Genomic DNA, 15,688 nt, shown 5'->3' on the forward strand with positions numbered 1-15,688 from the left:
CGGGGGTGCTTGAATGAATACTTTACAATTTCTAGCGGATGGCTTTGCTACCGCTTTCCAATGGCATAATCTCCTCTTTGCATTTATCGGGGTATTAATTGGTACAGCAGTCGGTGTATTGCCAGGTATCGGACCGATGAGTGGTGTTGCGTTATTAATTCCGGTTACAGCTTCAATGACGGGCGGACTTCCGCCTGAATCAGCAGCTACTAGCTCGATCATTCTACTTGCTGGGGTTTACTATGGAGCCATGTACGGTGGATCTACAACCTCCATTCTCCTTAATACACCTGGAGAATCGTCATCGGTTGTTACTACTTTAGATGGTTATCAGATGGCTAAACAAGGTCGTGCTGGAGCTGCATTATCCATCTCTGCGATTGGATCATTCGTAGCCGGCGTATTTGCAGTACTTGCACTCATTGTGCTAGCTGAGCCTTTATCAGATGTAGCCATCAAGTTTGGTCCTGCTGATTATTTCTCACTCATGCTGCTTGGACTGTGTGCCGTGAGTGGACTAGCAGGCAAATCAATTACCAAAGCACTCATTATGACTGTATTTGGTTTACTACTTGCAACAATCGGTATGGATACCGTGTCTGGTGTCGCTCGTTTCACATTCGACATTCCGATCCTTTACTCTGGACTTGAATTCTTGACTGTTGCAGTTGGCTTATTCGCACTGGGTGAAGTATTTAAGACCATCCTGGAGAAAGATTACGGCTCTGGTGCAATCTCCAAGATCGGACGCATTCTGCCTACAAAAAAAGATTTAAAAGATAGTGCTGGACCCATCGCGCGTGGCTCGATCCTTGGTTTCTTCATCGGTATCCTGCCTGGTGCTGGTGCGACTCTCGCTTCTTTCTTCAGCTATCTCATGGAGAAGAAAATAAGCAAAAATCCTGGTTCCTTCGGTAAAGGTAACATTGCAGGGGTCGCGGCTCCTGAATCTGCGAACAATGCGGCTTCGGGCGGCGCAATGATTCCGCTTCTTACACTTGGTATCCCAGGTTCGGGTACAACAGCAATCCTAATGGGAGCGCTTATCATGTATAACGTGCAACCAGGTCCTTTGTTATTCGAAGAGCACCCACAAGTGGCGTGGGGACTTATTGCCAGTATGTTGATTGGTAACTTGTTGCTGCTTATTCTCAACATGCCGCTCGTTAAAGTGTTTGCTAAAGTCATCCAAACGCCGCCTAAATACTTAATTCCGATTATTGTCGCCATCTCGATCTTCGGTGTGTATGCCGTTCAAGCTCAAATCTTTGACCTTATGCTGCTACTTGCATGTGGTGTTCTTGGATTCCTATTCGTTCGTAACGACTATCCACTAGCGCCGCTAGTTCTAGGTCTGGTACTTGGACCTATGATCGAGAACAACATGCGCCGTGCACTCACAACATCCAATGGCGACTTCATGATCTTCGTTCAAAAGCCACTTTCCCTTGTATTCCTAATCATTGCTGCTCTATGGCTCATCGTACCGATCCTCATGAAGCGCAAAGGCAAGAGCGTTATCATTAACGAAGAAGGTTAATAGCACTTTAATAGAAATAAGAATAGCTGGCATCGATGTAGAGTCGATGCCAGCTTTTTTGTCCCAGTCCTATTAATTGTCAAATATTGTTTTCATTAATTAATAGACTATTCAATTATTTTGTCGTAAAATACTTAAATTATATCTAAAGTGAGGTTTTCAACATGAATCTAGTTGCAAAAGTTAGCAAGTTTGTTGGTTCGACCTTCTCTCTATGGGTGATTTTATTTGCGGCAATGGGCTTTTTATGGCCAACACTCTTCACTCCGCTCAAAGGGTATATTTCACTATTCTTAGGGATTGTCATGTTCGGTATGGGACTGACATTATCCTCGGCTGACTTCCGAGAAGTGTTCCGTCGTCCTATGGAGGTGCTGATCGGAGTAATCGGACACTTTATCATTATGCCGCTACTCGCGTTCGTATTGGCGCTTGTTCTTGATTTGCCGCCAGACATCGCGGTTGGTGTTATTCTCGTGTGTTGTTGTCCAAGTGGTACGTCTTCCAATGTCATGACGATGCTGTCCAAAGGAGATGTCGCCCTAGGCGTATCCATTGCTTCCGTATCCACCGTTATCGCACCACTCGTTACACCGGCATTAATAAGTCTGCTTGCTGGACGCTGGATGCCGATAGATGGCGGCGCACTGATCAAAGACATTCTGATGGTCGTCATTGTTCCAATTATTCTCGGATTGATTGTAAAAACAATATTTAAAAAGCAAGCGGAAGCAAGCGCACAAGCGCTTCCACTTGTATCTACGATTGCAATTGTGCTGATCGTAGCTATTGTCGTTGGTGGCAGTAAAACGAAAATCGTAGAAAGCGGTCTGCTCATCTTCGCAGTCGTTATCTTGCATAACCTGCTTGGCTTTGCTTTAGGCTACTTGTTTGCCAAGCTATTCCGTATGAATTACAGCAAACGCAAAGCGATTTTGTTCGAGACTGGCATGCAAAACTCTGGGCTTGGCGCAGCACTCGCTGCTGCACATTTTAACCCAGTCGCCGCAGTTCCAAGTGCAATCTTTAGTGTATGGCATAACATTTCGGGTTCTTTGCTCGCGACTTGGTTCGCCAATCGTGATGCAAAAGCCGAAAGTAAAAGGCAAGCTGGACACCATGCATAAAGCCAACTAACGGTAATAAATAAGGGTTGAACAGGATCTAACCTGTTCAACCCTTTTGCTTATACGAAGTTATCCTCTCGCAACTGCCTCGCGCACACGTGGCGCCACTTCTGTTCCTAACAACTCAATGGCGCGCATCACATCTGCATGCGGCATCGTTGCCAGCGGTACATGCAAGAAGAAGCGCGTGATACCAAGCTGTTTATTCAGGTGGATGATTTTCTGAGCAACCACTTCTGGGTCACCCACATACATCGCCCCTTCAAATTGACAGGCTGTATCATAATCCGACCGCGTGTAAGGCGGCTTGCCTGTCTCGATTGCCCGGATGTTTTTACGTGCATATGTAGATGGGTAAAACTTCTCAAGCGCTGTCTTCGTATCATCGGCAATAAATCCATGCGAATGCGCCGCAATCTGTAGCTTCGTAACATCATGCCCTGACTCTTGTGCCGCTTGCTTGTATAGTTGAATATTTTCCGCGAATTGCAGCGGATCACCCTCAATCATCGCAAGGGCAAGCGGAAGCCCTAATCGACCTGCACGAATCGCCGAATCTTTATTCCCCGCACTGCCGATCCATATCGGCAAAGGGTTCTGAATCGGTCTTGGGTACACACCCAAGTTATCAATTGCCGCGCGATGTTTACCGCTCCAAGTTATTTTCTCAGACTCGCGAATTTGTAGTAATAAGTCCAGTCGTTCATTGAATAACTCATCATAATCTTTGAGATCATATCCGAACAGCGGAAACGACTCAATAAACGTCCCCCGTCCTGCCATAATCTCTGCGCGCCCATTCGATAACCCATCTAGAGTCGCAAAATCTTGAAACACCCTTACAGGATCAAGCGCAGATAAAATCGTCACGGCACTTGTCAGTCTAATTTTCGTTGTAAGAGCCGCTGCTGCTGCAAGTACGACTGCTGGCGAAGATGCCGCATAATCAGCCCGATGATGCTCACCAACTCCATATACATCAAGCCCAACCCGCTCCGCGAGTACGATCTCCTCAACCACTTCACGTAATCGCTCTGCGTGACTAATCGTCTTACCCGTTTCCACGTCTGGTGTCGTCTCTACGAAAGAACTTATCCCTATTTCCACATCCAGTCCCTCCTGCTGCTTATCTCGTTTGCCCTATTTTCTGGACTTTAAGGAAGGAATATACCATAGATGACGTGAAGCTGTCACTGGCAGCCAATCATCCCATTTTTTCAGGAAGAAATAAATAGGGATCGCTGCATACACGGCAACTGACAAGTAAGGGGTAATAAAAGCGAAGCCAATGGCAACCAAATACACAACGAGAAAGAGCCATGTACCTTTGAATGAAACTGCGCTGCGATTCGATGTGAAAGGATGATCCACATTTACTTTTAACAAATGATGATACAACCCGTAATAACTCGCACCGCACAATAGACCGATGACGCCGTAAAGGATCGCAGGGAATCGAAGCTCGGGATACTCGCCCATTAGAGCAGTTGGGTAAGGAATGAGGGCAATAAACATGAGGAAAATACCGTTGAGGAATATCGTGGTGCGGTTAATCTGTTTGACGGCGTGCAATAGTTGATGATGTGACATCCACCAGACGATGAGAATTAAGAAACTGATCACATAGCTGAGTACAACAGGTAAACTATGAATAAAACTGCTAAACAGCTCTGCATCCCCTTCACCTGCTTCCAGGTGGGGCACTTTAAACTCGAGAACCAGAATCGTTAGAACAATGGCAATGACACCGTCACTTAAGGCTTCCAGCCGACCTTTGGTCATCATGTCCTTATTATCCGATAATGCTTCATCTCTTGAATGCTGCTAAAGTACGGCTTCACAAGTGCGAAGAAATGCTGAAAATTTTCCTCTTGTCGGAAGCCTTGCATATGACCTTCAACCGAATCCCACTCAATTCTAATGATATAATGATTCGGCTCCTCCACACCCTGCGTGATTTCATAAGCTAGACAGTGCGGGGAACGATCCAAATATACGCCTGCCTCTTGATACGCCCGAACAAACGACTCTGCCAGATCCGCTGCAAGTTGGTACCGGATGATTTCAACGACCATTAGAATTCCACCTCCATCAAGTTGAGCTGCTGCCAAATTCCATCATTATGCAATTATGGAAAGAAGCATTCAATCCTTATTCGTTATGAAAAAAAGCTCATGACACTTGTTAGCATGCCATGAGCTTCACTATGAATTTTACGTCACCTTACGTCCCGCAGAACGTTCGATAAGGTCGATCAGATCGTACAGGTGGTGTTGCATATTCTGCTTGTTCCAAGCGATGCGCATACGGGTCGGCAAGTGCATCTAGTAGCTTCTCCATCACACTATAATCCCCTTGCTTCACAGCCGCGTCCAATGCTTCTTCAACACGATGATTACGTGGAATCACGGCTGGATTACTACTTCGCATCAGCTGCTCCACTTCTTCGCGCGATTGTGATTGCCTATCAAGCCTTGCTTGCCACTGCTCCAACCACTTCGCAAACTCCGATGTACACAGTAGTCCCCCTTGCTCAAGCTTTCCAAATGTAAGAGCCACGAACGTATTCGTATAGTCCGCTTGATGCTTTTGCATCAGACTAAGCAGCTCTTCCGCTAATGCCATATCCTGCTCTTCTTCATTAAAAATACCGAGCTTCGCGCGCATCCCATCTAGCCAACTATCCCGATACAACGCCGAATAATGCCCAAGTGTGTCTTCAACAAGCTTAATGGCTTGCTGCTCATTCTCGTCTATAAGCGGTAGCAACGATTCGGCCAGACGGGTCAAATTCCATGCACCGATATATGGCTGATTGCCGTAGGCATAGCGCCCCTCTCGATCAATCGAGCTGAACACCGTCATAGGATCGTACGTATCCATGAAAGCACATGGCCCGTAATCAATTGTCTCTCCGCTGATTGCCATGTTATCCGTATTCATGACCCCATGAATAAATCCAGCAAGCTGCCACTTCGTGATCAGGCGAATTTGACGCTTCATCACCGCTTCAAGCAATGCCAGATAACGATTCTCCGCATCGATCAACTCCGGATAATGACGGTTTATCGTATAATCCGCAAGCGCTTGTAGCTCTTCTAATGTGCCCCATTGCGCCGCAAATTGGAAAGTTCCTACTCGTAAGTGACTCGCTGCAACGCGCGTTAGAACAGCCCCTGGAAGCTCTGTTTCGCGATAGACAGGCTCACCCGTCGCTACCACCGCTAGGCTGCGTGTCGTCGGAATACCAAGCGCATGCATCGCTTCGCTCATAATATACTCCCTCAGCATCGGTCCAACAGATGCCAGACCATCCCCTCGGCGGGAATACGCCGTTCTACCTGATCCTTTGAGCTGAATATCGACACGCTCCCCTTGCGGCGTCATCTGTTCACCTAACAGTATTGCCCTGCCATCACCGAGCATTGTGAAATGCCCGAATTGATGCCCTGCATATGCCTGTGCGAGCGGTTCTGCCCCTTCTGGCACACGATTGCCACCAAAGACAGCAGCACTCTCGGCTCCTCGTAGCGCCTCTGTATGTAACCCAAGCTCTTCCGCTAATCGCTCATTGAACACAATGAACTCTGGGTTACTAACCGGATTCAGTTCTTGCTTGGTATAAAACTTCTCTGGCAGCTGTGCGTAACTATTGTTGAAATTCCATCCTTCGTTTATCTTCTTTGTATTCTCAGTCATTGTATCTCCCTCAATTAACAGCATCGTTTATTACCTATTATATGGTTCGAGATTTATTTCGAGCAGTCCTTTATTATGTGCATTTCGTACATATATCCCCTCATGCAAAAAGAGAGCAGCGTCTGCTCTCCTCACTCCCATTATTTATCTCTACACCTTATTCAATACAAGCTCAAGCCGTACATCAAGCTCATTTTGTGTTTCCAGTACAATTGTTTGTGGATTCTTCATCCCAAAATCACTGAACAAGACCTTCGTCTTACCTGATAACAGAAGCTGCCCATTCTTATACATCGCCGTTGATTCGAACTTCACATTCTTCTCTTTGCCTTTCACCTTCAGAACTCCCTCTACTATAAAAGGAATCGCTACACCTTCATTCCACTCTTTCGGAATAGCAGAGAACGATTTCGCTTCAAACGTGGCCTCTGGATGATGATTCGTCTCCAGTAGATCCTCACGCTCCTTCACATGGCTATCGCGCTGGTCGTTACCCGAATTTAGACCATTCATATCCACGATTCCATTACCTTTCATAACAGCTGCTTGATTCAGATCAACCTGCCATTGCCCTTTAACCGACTCATTCTGAAAATTAATCGGTTCCTTCGAAGTCGTAACGGTCCAATACACTTTCGAGCCGCTTGCTATATCCCACTTCCCATTCAACTTATCGGCAGCAACAGCTGTTCCCGCTGTGCTTTCTTTGCCTGTTACAGACTGAATCTCGATGTTGTTGCCCAAATAACGATTAAATGCGGTATAACCACCAATCCCCAAGCCTACGATAACGACCGCTGTCACCGTTAGAATTAAACCCTTCTTCATAGATACCCTCCCAAATATGCAATTCGAAATCGCAGTCATTCCTTCTTCACAAGCTGGCAATGGACTCCCTGCACTTCACTCCTCTACTCTTTATGTCTTAAGCTCACCATGCCTCGTTTGTATCTTAGAGTCCGAACCTTTAATGAATCTTAAATTTTTAAATTATTTTCCATTTATTACAAAAATATAGGTGATTTCACGCTTTCATCGTTATAATAATTGAGGGTATAAATTTTTCTATTTATAAAGGAGCGCGGAGGAGCACACATGCGAATATTAATCGTGGAAGACGAACTGGGTCTGGCAGAAGCCCTTACTCAATTGTTAAAAAGAAACCATTATTCAATTGACATCGTGCATGATGGCGCAGCCGCACTTGATCATGTCCGAAGTGGAATATATGACCTCGTACTCCTCGATATAATGCTGCCCGAAATGGACGGCATTACGATTTTGCGGACAATTCGCAAACAAGGGATATCGATGCCTGTTATACTGCTGACAGCTAAGGGAGATGTATCTGATAAGGTACTGGGACTCGATTACGGGGCGGATGACTACATCGCCAAGCCGTTCTCATCCGAGGAGCTGCTGGCGAGAATACGAGCGGCATTACGCCGCAAAGGCGAAGTTGTCCCAGAGGATGCGATAAAGTTCGGGGATATTGAACTGAATACAAACAACCTTAAGCTAATGTGCAATGGGAAAGAACTGAAACTCATACTCAAGGAAAGTAAGCTGCTCGAGCTTCTCATTTCAAGAAAACATACCGTCGCTTCCAAAGAACATATGATTGAAAAGCTCTGGGGTTTCGATTCTGAAGTGGAACACAATAACGTGGAAGTCTACATCTCTTTTTTGCGCAAAAAATTATCCTTTCTACAATCAGCAGTGCGCATTAGCACCATTCGAGGTGTCGGATATGTACTCGAGGTAACGCCCTAATGTTCACTCGACTTCGTAATCGATTCCTGATCCTGAACATGGTTATTATCTCTTGTATGTTGCTCGTAGCTTTCTTTGCGATTTACTCTTTTACGTATCAGAATATATGTCGAGATATCCATAAGGAGATGGATAACGTATCCAAGTTCTACGATAAACCTGATAGTGAACGCAAAGATAAGCAGCATCCCTATCCGATGAGTACCACCTATCTACAGCCTGGCCTCTCGCTTTCATTCGAACTAAAGACAGATTCGTTATGGAACATCACAGCCATTGACTCTATATTTGAAATGAAGGACAACTTTTACGATCGAGCAAAGAATAAAGTCGCTTTTACACCCGAGCATAATGGTCTATTTAACCTGGATGGATACAAATGGTTCTATGCCGTACAGAATCTTGAGCCTGGATACTCGATTATCTATCTCGACGTGACCTCCCAATTCACCATTTTGTCCAATCTGATCATTACTTTCATCGCCGTTGGACTATTTATGCTCATTATTATCTTCTTCATGAGCCGATTCTTCGCCAACCGTTATATCGCACCCGTGAAGGAAGCATTCCATAAGCAGAAGCAATTTATTGCCGATGCCTCCCACGAACTCAAAACACCGCTTACGATTATTCATACCAATACGGATTTACTACTCACGAGCCCCGAAGAGACGATTCAGAGCCAAGCGAAATGGATTCACCACATACAATCGGAGACCGAACGTATGAAGACGCTCACCAATAATTTATTGTACTTAACCGAGATGGAGGATGCTCAAGCCAGCATTAGCATGAGCTTCGCCCCGTTTAACATTAGCGAGGTCGTTGAAAGTGTCATTCTTATAATGGAAGCTGTTATTTATGAGAAGAATATCTCGCTGCGTTATGACATTGAACCGAGCATCACCTTCCAAGGCAATAAGGAGCAAATTAAACAGCTATGCATCATTCTGCTCGATAACGCGATTAAATACACAGCACCTAAAGGCACTATCACTTTACAACTGAACAAGCGGCATACCGATATTCTGCTTACCGTATCCAATACGGGTGAAGGGATCATGTCTGAACATCTCGATCGGATCTTCGATCGCTTCTATCGTGCAGACCCATCCCGCTCACGCGAGAATGGGGGTTATGGCCTTGGACTCGCCATCGCTAAATCCATAGTCGACCAGCACAAAGGTAAGATTTATGCCAAAAGCACGCTCCATGCGCATACGACATTCTATGTGCAGCTTCCTTAGCCTTCTTTATATTGATCTTTCACAATGCTTGAACCAATCGAACCTGACATATAGCTTTTCTGCTAATTCTTCTTGGGACCATCCTTTATTCTTACGTTCACTCTTGATCTTCTCACCAAATATCATCACATCACATCACTCACCCTCCGCAATCTGTATTCCCATATTGTGCAGTTTAGTTATTAAAGTAAAGAAACCATTTGTTGCAGCCGATTATTACGTGGATTCTCTGTATACAATAAAGAACCACTCCTACATTAGGAGTGGTTCCGCTTTGTCGAAAGATGCATAACTTGCACGAACTATCTTAATATGTGAAAATTGAACTAGGAGTCGTTATACTCCGCAACAAATACGTGCATAATAAGTGATGGTACATCAGCATTTATTCAAAAATTATCATTTATTAGTTTTTAGAAAACAGCTTGACAGATTGTACATTTTATTAAATAATAATTATTATAAATAAGGATTCAGATCGCATAATTTTATGCCTCTGATTATGCTTATACACTATTAAACCATAAAGGAGATATTACAAATGTCACTAATCGGTAAAGAAATTCTACCTTTCCAAGCTAATGCATTCCAAGACGGTAAATTCATCGAGGTTTCCAACGAAAACTTCAAAGGCAAGTGGAGCATTGTATGCTTCTACCCTGCTGACTTTACATTTGTTTGCCCAACTGAGCTTGAAGATCTTCAGAATCAATATGAAACTTTGAAGTCACTTGGCGTTGAAGTATACTCCGTTTCCACAGACACTCACTTTACACACAAAGCATGGCACGAAACATCTGCTGCAATCGGTAAAGTAAAATATATCATGATTGGCGATCCATCCCACGTAATCTCCCGTAACTTCGACGTATTAATCGAAGAAGAAGGTCTTGCTGACCGCGGTACATTCATCATCGATCCAGACGGCGTTGTACAAGCTGTTGAAATTACTGCTGGCGGTATCGGCCGTGATGCAAGCGCGCTTATCAACAAAATTAAAGCGGCTCAGCACGTACGTAATCATCCAGGTGAAGTTTGCCCGGCTAAGTGGCAAGAAGGCGGTTCTACACTTAAGCCAAGCCTAGATCTTGTAGGTAAAATTTAAGGTTTAAGGTGGTTTTCAACTATGGCATTAGATAACGAAATCAAATCACAGCTAGAGCAATACCTTCAACTATTAGAAAGCGATATCGTGCTTAAAGTTAGTGCAGGAGAAGATAATGCTTCTGCTGAAATGATGGAACTGATCAATGAGCTTTCCGGCATGTCTTCCCGAATTACTGTCGAGAAAGTCGAATTATCTCGTACACCAAGCTTTAGCGTCAATCGTGTAGGTGAAGACACAGGCGTTATCTTTGCTGGAACTCCGCTTGGTCACGAATTTACTTCCTTAGTGCTTGCACTGCTACAAGTTAGCGGTAGAGCGCCTAAGGTAGATCAAAGTGTACTGGATCAAATCAAGAGCGTACGCGGTCAATTCAACTTCGAGACGTATATCAGCTTAAGCTGCCATAACTGTCCAGATGTTGTACAAGCCCTAAACCTCATGAGTATCTATAATCCAGGCATTACACACACGATGATCGATGGTGCTGTATTTAAGGAAGAAGTCGAAAGTAAAGACATTATGTCCGTACCTAGCGTCTTCTTAAATGGTGAGTTTTTCGAGAGCGGCCGCGTGTCGATCGAAGAATTGCTTGCCAAAATTGGTACAGGCCCCGATGCATCTGAGTTTGAGAATAAAGAACCTTTTGATGTTCTTGTTGTCGGCGGCGGTCCATCCGGTGCAAGTGCAGCAATCTATGCAGCACGCAAAGGAATTCGCACAGGTATCGTAGCAGAGCGCTTCGGCGGTCAAGTAAACGATACACTCGGCATTGAGAACTTCATCAGTGTGAAATATACAGAAGGCCCTAAGCTTGTTGCTAGCATTGAAGAGCAAGTCAAAGAGTATGGCGTTGATATCATGAAGACACAGCGTGCAGTTCGTCTTGAGAAGAAAGATCTGATCGAGGTTGAACTTGAGAACGGTGCTGTTCTGAAGAGTAAGACGGTTATTCTATCGACAGGTGCTCGCTGGCGCAACATGGGTGTGCCAGGTGAAGCTGAATTCAAGAACAAAGGTGTTGCATATTGCCCGCACTGTGACGGTCCTCTTTTCATTGGAAAAGATGTTGCAGTTGTTGGCGGCGGTAACTCCGGTGTTGAAGCAGCAATTGACCTTGCAGGGATCGTGAAACATGTAACGGTTCTAGAGTTTGCTCCAGAACTTAAAGCAGACTCCGTCTTGCAAGATCGCCTAAACAGCTTGCCGAACGTAACGGTTCTGAAGAACGTTCAGACGAAGGAATTAACCGGTACGGACAAGCTTGCTGGTATTACCTATATCGAACGTGATACAGGCGCAGAGAAGCACATTGAACTGCAAGGCGTGTTCGTACAGATCGGACTTGTACCGAACACGGACTGGTTAGGAGACACGCTAGAGCGCACTCGTATGGGCGAAATCGTAGTCGATAACCACGGTTCAACGACTTTACCAGGCGTATTCGCAGCAGGCGACTGCACGAATAGTGCTTACAAGCAGATCATCATCTCGATGGGATCTGGTGCAACTGCAGCACTCGGCGCGTTTGATTACCTCATTCGCAATTAATACGATTGTTAATAAGCATAGAACGAAGCCACTCCATTAGGGGTGGCTTCGTTCGTTATAGATATCTAATTGAGTTAGCCCTGCACATATTGATTCTGATACAATTTGGCATAAAACCCTTGTTGCTCTAACAATTGTTCATGCGTTCCCTGTTCCATAATTTCGCCGTCGTTGATGACTAAGATTCGATCTGCCTCTCGAATTGTACTTAGTCTATGAGCGATCACAAAGCTAGTTCTTCCCTTCATCAATGACTTCATCGCTTCTTGAATATGGAGTTCTGTTCTTGTATCCACACTGCTCGTTGCCTCATCTAGAATTAATATAGATGGATTAGCAAGTATGGCGCGTGCAATCGTAAGTAGCTGCCTTTGCCCCTGACTTAAATTATTGCCCTCTGCATTTAAATACGTATTGTATCCATCAGATAGCTTCCTAATGAACGTATCCGCATTCGCTAATCTTGCTGCTTCTTCTACTTCTTGATCCGTAGCGTCTAATCGACCATAACGGATATTATCTCGAATCGTTCCAGAGAACACATAAGCATCCTGCAGGACAAGCCCAATCTGCTCGCGTAATGCCTGTTTGCTTATACTCTTGATGTCTATACCATCCATTCGAATTTGCCCCGACTCGATGTCGTAGAACCGTGTTAATAGATTAATAATCGTCGTCTTCCCTGCTCCTGTAGGTCCTACTAGCGCAATCATTTCACCTGGCATGACATGCAAGGATACATTTTTCAAGATAGTGACATTGGGTTTATAGCCAAAATTGACACGATCAAGCACCACTTCACCTTTAAGAGGAGCAATCGAGTGGGATTTACCCTCTGCCCGATCCTCGGGGTCGATATCCATGATTTCAAACACTCTCTCTGCTCCTGCAACAGCAGATTGGAACATGTTGTATTGGTTTGCTAACTGGTTGATCGGCTGACTGAACTGGTTCGAGTAATTAAGGAAGCTGGCAATTATACCAATCGTAACAATGTCGTGATAGGCGAAGATACCGCCGAATACTGCGATTATGACAAAGTTAAGGTTACGCATCGTATTCATCATCGGTCCCATGGAACCCGAGAGTCGCTGTGCTTTCAGTCCAACTACTCGCAGTTTCTCATTGATCTCACGAAATTGCTCAATGGATTTCGCTTCTCTACCGAATACTTTCGTCACTTTTAACCCCGATATATTTTCTTGAATGAATCCATTCACTTCTCCAAGATGCTTCTGTTGCTGCGAAAAATATTGCCGCGTGTACTTCGTAATTTTCTTCGTGATATAGGCAATAAGCGGAACCGTTAGGATGGTAATGAGCGTCATCCATACACTTAAACTAAGCATCATAATGACACTACCGACTAGCATCAATACACTAGATATGAGTTGTACGACTGTCTGATTCAATGTATTCGAGACATTAGCAATATCATTGGTCGTCCGACTCATTAATTCACCGTGCGTTTTCTGATCGAAGAATGAAACCGGCAACTCGTGATAATGCTCAAACAAGTCTTGTCGCATGTCTCGAACTGTATTCTGAGATAAGCTAGATGCCATGTATTGTTGAACCCAAGTAAACACAGCCCCTGATAAGTAAATGCCAAATAAAATCAGTCCCATTCGAACAAACCCAGCATATTGCTGTGGAACAATATAATCATCGATTATTTTGCCGATCAAATAAGGGGCTAATAGCGTTAAGCATGACGTGATGATCGTACATAACACCACGATGAAGAGTGACTTATATTGCCGCTTTAAATACCCTGCTACTCGCATTAACGTTCCCCGTACATTATTCACACTGACTTTGGCCGGTGTTCTATGCAGCGGACCTTGACCTTGGCGAAAGCCCATTTGTTCGAATGATGTCTTATTAGCCGCCATTAAGACACCTCCTGCTTGCCATATTGAGATCGATAAATATCTCGATAGACTTCGCAATTTTCTAATAATTGATGGTGGGTGCCGCTACCTGCAATCATTCCCTCATCAATTACGACAATCTTCTGCGCATCAACAACCGATGAGATTCGTTGTGCAATTAAGAACGTTATCGTGTCTTCGGTTAAATGTTTCAATGCGATCCGAAGCTGTCTTTCCGTCTCAAGATCGAGCGCGCTCATACTATCATCCATGATCAGAATAGATGGCTTCATCAGTATCGTCCGGGCAATAGATAACCGCTGCTTCTGCCCGCCTGATAAATTAACCCCTTTTTGCCCAAGCTGTGTATCATAGCCTTCTGGCAACTTCGTAATAAAGTCATGCGCTTGAGCGATCTTAGCTGCTGACTCAATCTCATCTTGTGTCGTATCTGGCTTGCCGAACGCAAGATTGTCACGAATCGTACCCGTGAACAAGAACGATTCTTGAAGAATCATTCCGATATGACGTCGAAGTTCAGCAAGAGGTAGATCTCGAATATATTTTCCATCCAACTGAATTGAACCTGACGTAACATCATATAGCCTAGGAATAAGTTGGACTAACGTCGATTTACCTGATCCCGTAGCGCCAATAATAGCGACTGTTTCCCCACGAAATGCTTCTATACTAATATCACGCAGTACTAAATCTCTTAACTCAGTTGATCCTGTATAGGAAAAAGCAACATCTTCGAGCTTAATATGTTGAACGGGCTGGATGAGAAACTCATCTCTTTTCACTTCACTTATATGTGGCTGTGTCGTTAATACTTCTTGAATACGTTTCGCCGATACATTCGCTTGCGATACATTCATCAGCAGCGCACTTACCATTAACAAAGAAGCTAATACTTGAACAACATAGTTGATAAAAGCAACCAAATCGCCTACCAGAACAGATCCTGTCGGCACTCGTTCTCCGCCATATAACAATATAATGACTAAACATGTGTTCATAATGAATGTCATAATCGGCAAGTTGAGTGCAATAAAACGTACCGCTTTAATTGAAATTGTCGTGTAGTCTTGATTCAATTCTTTGAATTGCTTGGTTTCATGATCGGCTCTTACAAAAGCTTTAATGACCCGAATACCAGCTAAATTCTCCTGTATTCTTGTATTTACCGCATCTAATTTCCCCTGAACACGCGAAAATAAAGAAGAAGAGAACTTCATAAGGACAAGTAAAACCGTGACTAAAACAATGAGTGTCCCAAGTAGAATCATTCCTAATCGTAAATTGATTAACAATGCCATAACGATACTGCCAATTAGTAAACTGGGGGCTCGAACAAGACCTTGAAGTGCAATCTGCATCAGATTCTGCACTTGAACAACATCATTCGTCATTCGGGTAATAAGCGAACCAGCCTTAAGTGTATCCATATTCTCAAAAGAGAAGGTCTGAACCTTCGTAAATAGGGCTTCACGAAGATCCGCCCCAAAGTTCTGAGAAGCTTGACTTGCAAAGAGGTTACACAATACACCGGTTATTAACGAGCATAACGCTACAACAGCCATCGTAATCCCCGTATGTTGAATCACACTAAAATCACGTTCAACAATACCCAAGTTCACAATGTGAGCAGCTAATGTAGGTTGTAGTAAGTCGAAGAATACTTCAAATATCATAAACAGGGGTCCAAGCAACATGAACTTCCAATAAGGCTTCATATACCGTCGTAATTCCCACATACTCTATTGTTTCCT

The 15,688-nt window shown here is 44.2% G+C and carries 13 protein-coding genes; 6 read left to right on the forward strand and 7 right to left on the reverse strand.

The window, feature by feature from the left end:
* Positions 1-13: 13 nt before the first annotated feature.
* Both NV379_RS09485 and NV379_RS09490 read left to right on the forward strand, forming a co-directional pair.
* Positions 14-1,540 (forward strand): tripartite tricarboxylate transporter permease, encoded by a 1,527-nt coding sequence (locus NV379_RS09485; protein ID WP_258207044.1) that lies wholly within the window; start codon positions 14-16, stop codon positions 1,538-1,540.
* A 164-nt stretch (positions 1,541-1,704) separates the two neighbouring features.
* Positions 1,705-2,667: a bile acid:sodium symporter family protein gene (locus NV379_RS09490; RefSeq protein WP_258207045.1), complete on the forward strand. Its 963-nt coding sequence runs from the start codon at positions 1,705-1,707 to the stop codon at positions 2,665-2,667.
* Between the two features lie 69 nt (positions 2,668-2,736).
* Here the strand turns inward: NV379_RS09490 and NV379_RS09495 are convergent, their stop codons facing one another.
* The 5 genes from NV379_RS09495 to NV379_RS09515 all read right to left on the reverse strand — a co-directional run bounded on the left by NV379_RS09495 (position 2,737) and on the right by NV379_RS09515 (position 7,194).
* Entirely contained in the window at positions 2,737-3,774 is a 1,038-nt protein-coding gene (locus NV379_RS09495) for an LLM class flavin-dependent oxidoreductase (RefSeq protein ID WP_258207046.1), read from the reverse strand.
* A gap of 33 nt (positions 3,775-3,807) precedes the next feature.
* Positions 3,808-4,452, reverse strand: a complete 645-nt coding sequence (locus NV379_RS09500; protein WP_258207047.1) for a TMEM175 family protein — start codon at positions 4,450-4,452, stop codon at positions 3,808-3,810.
* Positions 4,449-4,778, reverse strand: coding sequence for an antibiotic biosynthesis monooxygenase family protein (locus NV379_RS09505; protein WP_258207048.1), 330 nt, complete (start codon positions 4,776-4,778; stop codon positions 4,449-4,451). The genes NV379_RS09500 and NV379_RS09505 overlap by 4 nt, the downstream gene beginning before the upstream one ends.
* Before the next feature lie 112 nt (positions 4,779-4,890).
* Positions 4,891-6,366, reverse strand: coding sequence for a protein adenylyltransferase SelO (locus NV379_RS09510; RefSeq protein WP_258207049.1), 1,476 nt, complete (start codon positions 6,364-6,366; stop codon positions 4,891-4,893).
* A gap of 150 nt (positions 6,367-6,516) precedes the next feature.
* Positions 6,517-7,194 (reverse strand): YceI family protein, encoded by a 678-nt coding sequence (locus tag NV379_RS09515; RefSeq protein WP_258207050.1) that lies wholly within the window; start codon positions 7,192-7,194, stop codon positions 6,517-6,519.
* A gap of 267 nt (positions 7,195-7,461) precedes the next feature.
* Here NV379_RS09515 and NV379_RS09520 point away from each other — a divergent pair, with 267 nt between their 5' ends.
* The 4 genes from NV379_RS09520 (at position 7,462) to ahpF (ending at position 12,042) form a co-directional block, all read left to right on the forward strand.
* Positions 7,462-8,139 carry a response regulator transcription factor gene (locus NV379_RS09520; protein ID WP_258207051.1) on the forward strand — a complete coding sequence of 226 codons (678 nt, stop codon included), beginning with the start codon at positions 7,462-7,464 and terminating at the stop codon, positions 8,137-8,139.
* The gene (locus tag NV379_RS09525; protein ID WP_258207052.1) at positions 8,139-9,386 is read left to right on the forward strand and encodes a sensor histidine kinase; all 1,248 of its coding nucleotides are present in this window, start codon (positions 8,139-8,141) and stop codon (positions 9,384-9,386) included. Before NV379_RS09520 ends, NV379_RS09525 begins: the two co-directional genes overlap by 1 nt.
* 541 nt (positions 9,387-9,927) lie before the next feature.
* Complete coding sequence (ahpC, locus tag NV379_RS09530; RefSeq protein ID WP_258207053.1) at positions 9,928-10,491, forward strand: alkyl hydroperoxide reductase subunit C; 564 nt, start codon at positions 9,928-9,930, stop codon at positions 10,489-10,491.
* Between the two features lie 21 nt (positions 10,492-10,512).
* Positions 10,513-12,042 carry an alkyl hydroperoxide reductase subunit F gene (ahpF, locus tag NV379_RS09535; RefSeq protein ID WP_258207054.1) on the forward strand — a complete coding sequence of 510 codons (1,530 nt, stop codon included), beginning with the start codon at positions 10,513-10,515 and terminating at the stop codon, positions 12,040-12,042.
* 74 nt (positions 12,043-12,116) lie between these two features.
* Here ahpF and NV379_RS09540 read toward each other — a convergent pair whose 3' ends face one another.
* Together NV379_RS09540 and NV379_RS09545 are read right to left on the reverse strand one after the other, a co-directional pair.
* Positions 12,117-13,937, reverse strand: a complete 1,821-nt coding sequence (locus NV379_RS09540) for an ABC transporter ATP-binding protein (RefSeq protein WP_258207055.1) — start codon at positions 13,935-13,937, stop codon at positions 12,117-12,119.
* Positions 13,937-15,652, reverse strand: coding sequence for an ABC transporter ATP-binding protein (locus tag NV379_RS09545; protein WP_308860272.1), 1,716 nt, complete (start codon positions 15,650-15,652; stop codon positions 13,937-13,939). Before NV379_RS09545 ends, NV379_RS09540 begins: the two co-directional genes overlap by 1 nt.
* Positions 15,653-15,688 lie beyond the last annotated feature (36 nt).

Source organism: Paenibacillus radicibacter (genome assembly GCF_024721995.1).
Lineage (GTDB): Bacteria > Bacillota > Bacilli > Paenibacillales > NBRC-103111 > Paenibacillus_AM > Paenibacillus_AM radicibacter.

What these genes read in the sequence shown, in the direction of transcription:
- NV379_RS09520 (WP_258207051.1), top strand. Translation starts at nt 7,462, where the DNA reads ATGCGAATATTAATCGTGGAAGACGAACTGGGTCTGGCAGAAGCCCTT.
- NV379_RS09510 (WP_258207049.1), bottom strand. Translation starts at nt 6,366, where the DNA reads ATGACTGAGAATACAAAGAAGATAAACGAAGGATGGAATTTCAACAAT.
- ahpF (WP_258207054.1), top strand. Translation starts at nt 10,513, where the DNA reads ATGGCATTAGATAACGAAATCAAATCACAGCTAGAGCAATACCTTCAA.
- NV379_RS09525 (WP_258207052.1), top strand. Translation starts at nt 8,139, where the DNA reads ATGTTCACTCGACTTCGTAATCGATTCCTGATCCTGAACATGGTTATT.
- NV379_RS09500 (WP_258207047.1), bottom strand. Translation starts at nt 4,452, where the DNA reads ATGATGACCAAAGGTCGGCTGGAAGCCTTAAGTGACGGTGTCATTGCC.
- ahpC (WP_258207053.1), top strand. Translation starts at nt 9,928, where the DNA reads ATGTCACTAATCGGTAAAGAAATTCTACCTTTCCAAGCTAATGCATTC.
- NV379_RS09545 (WP_308860272.1), bottom strand. Translation starts at nt 15,652, where the DNA reads ATGAAGCCTTATTGGAAGTTCATGTTGCTTGGACCCCTGTTTATGATA.
- NV379_RS09490 (WP_258207045.1), top strand. Translation starts at nt 1,705, where the DNA reads ATGAATCTAGTTGCAAAAGTTAGCAAGTTTGTTGGTTCGACCTTCTCT.
- NV379_RS09540 (WP_258207055.1), bottom strand. Translation starts at nt 13,937, where the DNA reads ATGGCGGCTAATAAGACATCATTCGAACAAATGGGCTTTCGCCAAGGT.
- NV379_RS09485 (WP_258207044.1), top strand. Translation starts at nt 14, where the DNA reads ATGAATACTTTACAATTTCTAGCGGATGGCTTTGCTACCGCTTTCCAA.
- NV379_RS09515 (WP_258207050.1), bottom strand. Translation starts at nt 7,194, where the DNA reads ATGAAGAAGGGTTTAATTCTAACGGTGACAGCGGTCGTTATCGTAGGC.